Raw genomic sequence first — 8,196 nt, 5'->3', positions numbered from 1 at the left:
ACCTATTGAAATAATTTGATTTTTATAAAGGACACACGCAGTGTGTCCCTACATTCTGTTAAAATGTCTATTTTTGTGCATTTGCTACATAATACCGCTAAAACAATCAAAAAGGACGTGATGATGAAAAATCGGCTGACTCAACTTATCCAACTGCTCACCCTCACACCGTTGGACGAACATCGGTTTTGCGGGCAGAGTGAAGATTTAGGCTTACCGCAGGTGTTCGGCGGGCAGATTGTGGCGCAATCCCTCGCCGCCGCGATGCAAAAGGTGGCGTTAGAGCGGCATTTGCACTCTTGCCATAGCTATTTTATTAAGGCGGGTGAGGTGGGCGTGCCGATTATCTATCATACGGAAATATTGCGTCAAGGCAATAGTTTCACGGTGGTGAACGTTAATGCAACGCAGCACAATCACTTGCTTGCCCGGACAATGGCATCTTTTCAACGGGAAGAAACGGGCTTTAGTCATCAAGTTAAGATGCCGAACGTTGCCGAGCCGGCAGCGTTTGCCTCGGAAAATCAGCTTATTTATGCGTTGGCGGCGCATCTGCCGCCGAAATTAAAAGCGATTTTTCAGACGGAACGCCCGTTTGACGTGCGGATAAAATACCCGAATAACCCGTTTGAGCCGCAAAGATTACCGGCTGAACAGCAGATTTGGGCAAAAGTGAACGGTGAAGCCCCGCAAGATGTGCGGTTACACCAATGTTTAGCCGCCTATTTCAGCGATTTTCACTGTATTTTGACAATGTTACACCCCCACGCACGCAGTGTAATGCAGCCGACTATGCGTATTGCAACCTTAGACCACAGTATGTGGTTTCACCGTGCGTTCGATTTTAACCAATGGTTGCTGTTTGCATTGGATAGCCCGAACGCTTACGCTGGCAGAGGCATTACACGCGGGCAAGTGTTTAATCCGCAGGGCGAATTGCTATTTTCTTATCAGCAGGAAGGGTTGATACGAGAAATGCCGCCTGAAAATAGGGCAGGAAAAAAGTAAATTTTTATTGACAACCGTTTTTTTTACGATCGGGAAGTTTTATCGCCGTACCACATACAGTCGATAAAGCACTCGTGAAAACGAAGGAAATTTTATTCATTTTTAGTCACTTTGCCAAACCTTGCGGTTTGGCTTTTTTGTTTTTCAACACCCGATATTATCCGCAGCGGCACACACGCTGATTTCAATGTTATTGTCAGGCAACAGGCGAGGCATTAACACCCGCATTTTTTAACATTTATGACGAGAGCAAACGTGGTGTATCGCCGAAACGGGCAGAATTGAATTTTATGTTGCTGAAAATGGCGAAAAATCTCGCTAAACCGACCGCTTGCTTGTGAGCATTCAGGTTTATCCCTCGCATTATTTATATTATGATAAGGCGTTCAATAACCTTATATCGAAAAATATGATTGATTTTTGTCCTTTTTACCAACAAATTGCCACCAGTCCATTGGCTGCGTGGCTAGAAACCTTGCCCCTACAACTCAAACAGTGGGAAAAACAGACCCACGGCGATTATGCTAAATGGGCAAAAGTGGTCGAATTTTTGCCGCAGTTGGCGGCTGAAGTAAATTTAACCGATAAAGTTGAAGCCCGTTTGGCTGAACCGTTGAGCGATGGTGAGCGGCAACGCTTAACCTACCATTTAAAGCAGCTAATGCCGTGGCGGAAAGGCCCTTACCACCTTTATGGCGTACATATTGATTGTGAATGGCGTTCCGATTTTAAATGGGATCGGGTACTGCCACACCTTTCGCCGTTAAACGGTCGGACGATTTTAGATGTGGGCTGCGGCAGCGGCTATCATATGTGGCGAATGGTCGGCGAAGGGGCAAAAATGGTGGTCGGTATCGATCCGACCGAGCTGTTTTTATGCCAGTTTGAAGCGGTGCGGAAATTGTTGAATAACGATCGGCGGGCAAATTTAATCCCGCTCGGCATTGAGCAAATGCAACCGTTGCACGCCTTTGACACGGTATTTTCAATGGGGGTGTTGTATCACCGTAAATCGCCGCTCGATCACCTTTCCCAATTAAAAAATCAATTAGTCAAAGGCGGGGAATTGGTGTTGGAAACTCTCGTGATTGACGGTGATGTGAATGATGTGCTAGTGCCGTCAGACCGTTATGCGAAAATGAAAAACGTCTATTTTATTCCATCCGTGCCGGCGTTAATCAACTGGTTGGAAAAAGTCGGTTTTAAAAATGTGCGTTGTGTTGATGAAGCCGTTACAACTTTAGCCGAGCAGCGTAAAACCGATTGGTTGGAAAATGAATCGCTGATCGATTTTCTCGACCCGACCGACCATTCCAAAACGATTGAGGGCTATCCTGCCCCCAAACGTGCGGTGTTGATTGCCAATAGCTGATCGGCTATGGCGTAGGTATCGGGATTGCCGGATCGGGCAGCGTGTTAAAATTGCCGATAATCCCTTTCAGCCCGTAATCGTCAGGGTGCGATTGCGGGCTGAACAGATCGAGGCTTTTATCCAGCTTCGGGTGTTCAATGCCCAGCCAGTTTGCAATGCCATTGGTAAAATTTAAGCCGGATTTGACCGCTTGATAGACCTTTCGCTCGTGATCATCACTGGCGATTTTAAACAACGGCACATCAAAATGGCGAGGGCTTTTGCCGCTACTGTTGTGAATGACGATGTTATCCTCGCTGATACTGTGGGCAAGTCCGTGATCCGCAAAATAGACCATTGAAAAGCGGCGTTGGTTTTGTTGGTAATTTTTCGTCAAATATTGGTGCAGGGTTGCCAGCAGCTCGTCGGTCTTTTTAATGGACGAAACATAGCAATTTAGGTTGTGATATTTTTTCGGCAAGGTCGCGTCATCATAAAGTTTGGGGTAATCGGTTAAACGGTCGCAACTGATCGGGTGAGAACCGTATAAATGCACCACGATAAACCGTTTTTGCTTGCTCGGCTGGGTAATAATTTGGCGGAAGATCGGCAAAAGGGCAAAATCGCTGATATTTTGCGAAAACGAATCGCCGGATTTAAGGAAAATCGTTTCATCGCTTTTATTGGCAAGGGCGGAAACCGGTGTGTCAAACGTGCCGAGGTAGCCTTGATTGGAGAGCCAGACGGTTTTAATGCCGGCGGATTTCACCAGATCAATCAGACTATGGGTGTAGTCGCCCTCCCAGTTGAGCGTGTCCGGCAGGGTCAGCATCACTTTGAGCGAGGCAATCGTATTCGTACCGCCGGCGGTTAAACCGTCAATTAACGTACCGTTAGCGCTGCTCATAAAGGGCGTATTGGGCGAAGGGTAGCCGTAGGCGTGGTGGTAATCCTTACGGGCGCTTTCGCCGATAACCAACACATAATCATCATATTGATCGCCAATGAGGCGGGCTTGCCCCCACGCACTGTCGATAGTCAGCCCGTTTAAACGGCTTAACTCTTGGCTCACCTGTCGGCTTGCCGAATAGCTTTCGTACAGAAACTTAAATGGCGGTGTGGATATAAACACGAGCAAAATGGCGGCGACCAAAAAGGTACGATTGTGGTGAAATCGCACCCGAAACCGTTCGGTCAGATAACGGAAAAGCAATAAACAGGCAAAAATGCCGACCATTGCCAGATAATGCAGCGGCGGGATTTGGCGGAAAAATTCCCGACTCTCTTGCAAATCGGTGGCGAAAACAGAGGCGACATATTGATACGAGGGCGCACCAAAAGTTAAACCGATCGGCGTATAGAGTGCATACAGGCTAACAATCGGGAGCAGCAACGCATAAAAGGCTTTTTTGCTACTGTTTAACAGCAGCCAAACTAGCGTCAGTAGGGCAATTTCCTGTGCTGTCGGCGAGGGGAAAAAGCCCGAACCGAGCAACATTAAGAAGCTGCCGAATGCCGCCAAGCCTAGACTTGCAAGCGGTGGGATAAACGCAAAAATGGACATAATGTCAAAAAATCCGGAAAAAATAGACGAAATTTTACCGAAAATTATCGGGGCTGGCTATGGGCGTTCTCTTTTAGAATTGAAAAAGATCATCTATAATAATCTGATTTTTTTACATTCTGACAGCGCAAGAGGTAACGATGAGTAATCCGATTTATAAACGTATTTTGTTAAAATTAAGTGGTGAAGCCTTGCAGGGCGAGGAAGGTTTTGGGATTGATCCGTCTATTTTAGATAGAATGGCGTTAGAGATCAAAGAGTTACTGGAAATGGGCGTAGAAGTCGGGGTCGTACTGGGCGGCGGCAACTTATTCCGTGGTGCAAAATTAGCCAAAGCGGGAATGAACCGTGTGGTCGGCGACCATATGGGAATGTTAGCCACCGTAATGAACGGCTTGGCGATGCGTGATTCTCTCCACCGTGCCGATGTGAATGCAAAATTGATGTCGGCATTCCAATTAAACGGCATTTGCGATACTTATAACTGGTCGGAAGCGATCAAAATGTTGCGTGAAAAACGGGTGGTGATTTTCTCTGCCGGTACGGGTAGCCCGTTCTTTACCACCGATTCCGCTGCCTGCTTGCGTGGGATTGAAATTGAAGCGGATGTCGTGTTAAAAGCGACCAAAGTGGACGGTGTGTATGATAAAGATCCGGCAAAAAATGCCGATGCGGTGCTTTATCAAACATTAAGCTATGCCGAAGTAATCGAAAAAGAGTTGCAAGTGATGGATTTAGCCGCCTTTACCCTTGCCCGTGATCACGGTATGCCGATCCGTGTTTTCAATATGGGTAAACCGGGTGCGTTAAAAGCGGTGGTTACCGGTACAACGGAAGGGACGACCATTTCCTAACGGACGCTGTTTTCATCGCTAGATATAAGGAACGCCTCGCTGCGTTCCTTTGTTTTTTGGACTAAAACGTAAACAAAAGTTTCCAAATTTAGCGTTTGGGAGTATGATAACCTCTACAACAGGCGGTGAGATTAACCACAAAATTTGCAAAGGGGGATTGAAATGCGATTAGTGATTGAATGTATTGAACGCATCGGGGTAGCTCAGGATATTCTAAGTTTACTTGCCAAACAGAGCATCAATTTAGAGGGCATCGAGCTGGAAAAGCAGGCGGAAAAAGGCTTGATCTATTTACGCACCGAAGCTATTGAGCAACAACATCAGGCAGAACTGCTGCGTCAAATCAAAAAAATTCCGAGTGTCATTACCGTTCAAGCCTTACATCATCTTCCCCAAGAGCGTAAGAATTTAGAGCTGCAAGCCTTGATTGAAGCCTTACCAAATCCGGTGTTGTCGTTGGATATTCACGGTAAAATCGCTTTTGCCAACTCCCAAGCCTGTAAACTGTTGCTGCCGATTTATCGGGCAACCCTGCCAAAGAAAAAGCAACACATTGCCACCCTTGAGGCTGTTCCGTTGAATGAGGTGATCGTCAATCTCAATCGCACCAAATGGTATCCGAGCGTTTTACAGCAAGGCTTGAATGTTCAAAACGATACCCGACAACCGATTTCCCACCCGATTCAATTTCACGATCAAGTATGGCGAATGGACGTGCTGCCCCTCGAATTATGGGAAGCAGGGCAAAACCGCTTGCTCGGCTATGTGGTGAATTTACAATCTCAACAGGCAATGCAGCTCGATTTGCGTCAGTTTATGGCAAATCAGAACAGCGACTTTGATCATATTATCGGCAACAGCCCGAAAATGCGGGCGGTGATTGAGCAGGCGAAAAAATTTGCTACCCTCAACGCTCCACTGCTCATTCAAGGGGAAACGGGGACGGGCAAAGATCTCTTTGCCAAAGCCTGCCATCAATTCAGCTTTCGCCGAGACCAAAAATTCATTGCGGTGAATTGTGCCGGTTTGCCGGCAGAGGAGGCCGAGAGCGAAATGTTTGGGCATCGCCGCAACGGGCAAGAAAGCATCGGCTTTTTCGAGTATGCTAACGGCGGTACAGTGTTATTGGACGGCATTGCCGAATTGTCGTTAGAAATGCAAGCGAAGTTACTGCGTTTTCTGAATGACGGCTCATTTCGGCGGGTGGGAGAAGATAAAGAAATTCACGTGGACGTACGGGTGATCTGCACCTCTCAACAACCGTTAGCCAGTTTGGTTGCAGAGGGTAAAGTGCGGCAAGATCTCTTTCACCGCTTGAACGTATTAACCCTGAATTTACCGCCGCTGCGGGAGCGTCAAGGGGATCTACCGTTGCTGGTCGCTCAGTTTGTCGCCCAAATCAGCCAGCAACTCGGCATTGCTCCGCCTTATTATGATGAAGCCTTTATTAACGCCTTACAGGGCTATCAGTGGGTCGGCAATCTGCGGGAATTGTACAATGCGATTTATCGGGCGTGTTCGCTGGCGACCAATCAATTATCGGTGCAGGATTTGGATCTGCCGCAGGCGATGGCGATTGAAGCGGAGATCAGCCCCCTTGAAAACGCCACATTGGACGAGTTGGTCAATCGCTTTGAAGCCTCACTGTTACGCAAATTTTACGCCGAATATCCTAGCACCCGCAAACTTGCCCAACGGCTAGGCATTTCGCATACCGCCGTGGCAAACAAACTGCGAATTTACGGCATCGGGAAATAAAATGATGAAGAACTTAACACAAGCGGTCGCATTCAGTACGTTTTTTGCAATTATCGGATTACAACCGACCGCTTACAGTGCGCCCCGCATACCGTCGGATCTGCTGGATAACAGCTTGGTGTATTGCACCAACGCTAGCGGTTTTTCCTTCAACCCGCAAAAAGCGGATGTCGGCACTAATATGAACGTGGTAACAGAGCAAATTTACGATAAACTGTTTGAGTTTGACCCACGGCATAACCGCTTAAAGCCGGCATTGGCGACACATTTTCAGATTAGTGATGATGGGCTGACAATCACCCTCACATTACGCAAAAACGTGCAATTTCATCAAACAAAATGGTTTACGCCGAGCCGAGCCTTTAATGCCGAAGACGTGGTGTTTTCCCTCAATCGTGTGATGAACCGCCACGAAGAATTATCCGAGCTGGATGCGGCGCAGCGTCAAGAAAATCAAGACGAATGGGCAGATCGTACCCATTTTCCCTATTTTGAAAGTATTGATTTAAAAAGCAAAATTGCCCGCGTGTTTGCCCCTTCGCCCTATGTGGTCAAAATCGAATTAACCCGCCCCGATGCGTCATTGCCGGCATATTTATCCAGTCAATATGCGGTGATACTCTCCAAAGAGTATGCGTTGCAACTGAATGCGGACGACAACCTCAGCCAGTTAGATATTTTGCCCGTCGGCACGGGCGTTTACCAGTTGGAAAGCTATGCTCAAAACGATTTCGCCCGCCTGAAACCGAACCCGCATTATTGGGGCGAAAAAGCACATATTGAGAATATGATCGTGGATTTCTCCACTACCGGCACGGGCAGAATGGCGAAATTTCTGAATAATGAGTGCGATATATCCGCTTTTCCGGAATTAAGCCAATTATCCGTGTTAAACGCCGAGCAGGGCTATTTGGTGGAAAATCAAGGGGCAAATTTAGCATTTTTGGCGTTTAATATGCAGCAACCGCAAATGCAAGATATTGCCCTACGCCGTTATATTGCCCAATCTATTGACCGTCAGCGGTTAGCGAAGGTGTTATTTTATGGGGCGGCACAGGTGGCACAAGGCGTATTGCCCGCTGCGTTGATGGCAGATTCCCGCCCGATTGTGCCAAACGAGGCGGCGGCAAATTTGCCGAAAAAAACACTTAACCGACCGCTTGTATTATGGGTGATCGATGAAAAACGGGTGTACGGTCTGCACCCGCTGAAAATGGCGGAGTTTATCCGGCACGAATTGGTGCGGGCAGGGCTAAAGGTGAACGTCCGCCCGGTCAGCCGTGCCTTTTTGGTGCAACAACTGGAACAGGGCAGTGCGGATTACGATCTGATTTTAAGCGGCTGGCTGGCGAATAATTTCGATCCGGATAATTTTTTAACGCCCATTTTGAGTTGCCAAGCGCCCCGTTCCGTCACCAATTTGGCAAATTGGTGCGAACCGATGTTCGACCAGTTGCTGCATTCCGCTCGCTTGAGTGAAAACTCGGCACAGCGGCAGATGCTGTATCAACAAGCAGACGATTTTTTGCAAAAAAACTTGCCGGTCGTCCCGCTTGTCAGCGTTAATCGGGTATTGATTGTCAATAATGAAATCGAAAATGTCCGGATCAGCCCGTTTGGGCAGGTTAATTTATCGCGTATTAGAGTGAAATAAGCGGTTT

The 8,196-nt window shown here is 47.5% G+C and carries 7 protein-coding genes; 6 read left to right on the top strand and 1 reads right to left on the bottom strand.

Annotation, left to right across the window (positions count from 1 at the left end; all coding sequences use genetic code 11):
• Nucleotides 1-123 precede the first annotated feature (123 nt).
• The gene (locus tag RO21_RS10060) at nt 124-1,008 is read left to right on the top strand and encodes an acyl-CoA thioesterase (RefSeq protein ID WP_047977653.1); all 885 of its coding nucleotides are present in this window, start codon (nt 124-126) and stop codon (nt 1,006-1,008) included.
• A gap of 409 nt (nt 1,009-1,417) precedes the next feature.
• Nucleotides 1,418-2,380 (top strand): tRNA 5-methoxyuridine(34)/uridine 5-oxyacetic acid(34) synthase CmoB, encoded by a 963-nt coding sequence (gene cmoB, locus RO21_RS10055; RefSeq protein ID WP_047977650.1) that lies wholly within the window; start codon nt 1,418-1,420, stop codon nt 2,378-2,380.
• A 4-nt stretch (nt 2,381-2,384) separates the two neighbouring features.
• Here cmoB and RO21_RS10050 read toward each other — a convergent pair whose 3' ends face one another.
• On the bottom strand, nt 2,385-3,923 hold the full coding sequence (locus RO21_RS10050; RefSeq protein ID WP_047977649.1) for a phosphoethanolamine transferase: 1,539 nt from the start codon (nt 3,921-3,923) through the stop codon (nt 2,385-2,387).
• Nucleotide 3,924: 1 nt separating this feature from the next.
• On the opposite strand from RO21_RS10050, the gene RO21_RS12980 reads away from it, so the two are divergent.
• The 4 genes from RO21_RS12980 to RO21_RS10035 all read left to right on the top strand — a co-directional run bounded on the left by RO21_RS12980 (nt 3,925) and on the right by RO21_RS10035 (nt 8,189).
• Nucleotides 3,925-4,071 carry a hypothetical protein gene (locus RO21_RS12980; RefSeq protein ID WP_157019757.1) on the top strand — a complete coding sequence of 49 codons (147 nt, stop codon included), beginning with the start codon at nt 3,925-3,927 and terminating at the stop codon, nt 4,069-4,071.
• The gene (gene pyrH, locus RO21_RS10045) at nt 4,064-4,777 is read left to right on the top strand and encodes a UMP kinase (RefSeq protein WP_047977648.1); all 714 of its coding nucleotides are present in this window, start codon (nt 4,064-4,066) and stop codon (nt 4,775-4,777) included. The genes RO21_RS12980 and pyrH overlap by 8 nt, the downstream gene beginning before the upstream one ends.
• A 792-nt stretch (nt 4,778-5,569) precedes the next feature.
• Nucleotides 5,570-6,535 (top strand): sigma 54-interacting transcriptional regulator, encoded by a 966-nt coding sequence (locus tag RO21_RS10040; RefSeq protein WP_420911995.1) that lies wholly within the window; start codon nt 5,570-5,572, stop codon nt 6,533-6,535.
• Between the two features lies 1 nt (nt 6,536).
• Nucleotides 6,537-8,189 (top strand): ABC transporter substrate-binding protein, encoded by a 1,653-nt coding sequence (locus RO21_RS10035; RefSeq protein ID WP_047977647.1) that lies wholly within the window; start codon nt 6,537-6,539, stop codon nt 8,187-8,189.
• The last annotated feature ends 7 nt before the right edge of the window (nt 8,190-8,196 follow it).

It is taken from the genome of Muribacter muris (genome assembly GCF_001038205.1).
GTDB lineage: Bacteria > Pseudomonadota > Gammaproteobacteria > Enterobacterales > Pasteurellaceae > Muribacter > Muribacter muris.
Note: the sequence above shows the minus strand (reverse complement) of the source record. Positions and strands in the feature narration are given on the sequence as shown.

Coding starts and splice junctions, on each gene's coding strand:
- RO21_RS10060 (WP_047977653.1), top strand. CDS start 124: ATGAAAAATCGGCTGACTCAACTTATCCAACTGCTCACCCTCACACCG.
- cmoB (WP_047977650.1), top strand. CDS start 1,418: ATGATTGATTTTTGTCCTTTTTACCAACAAATTGCCACCAGTCCATTG.
- RO21_RS10050 (WP_047977649.1), bottom strand. CDS start 3,923: ATGTCCATTTTTGCGTTTATCCCACCGCTTGCAAGTCTAGGCTTGGCG.
- RO21_RS12980 (WP_157019757.1), top strand. CDS start 3,925: ATGTCAAAAAATCCGGAAAAAATAGACGAAATTTTACCGAAAATTATC.
- pyrH (WP_047977648.1), top strand. CDS start 4,064: ATGAGTAATCCGATTTATAAACGTATTTTGTTAAAATTAAGTGGTGAA.
- RO21_RS10040 (WP_420911995.1), top strand. CDS start 5,570: ATGCAGCTCGATTTGCGTCAGTTTATGGCAAATCAGAACAGCGACTTT.
- RO21_RS10035 (WP_047977647.1), top strand. CDS start 6,537: ATGATGAAGAACTTAACACAAGCGGTCGCATTCAGTACGTTTTTTGCA.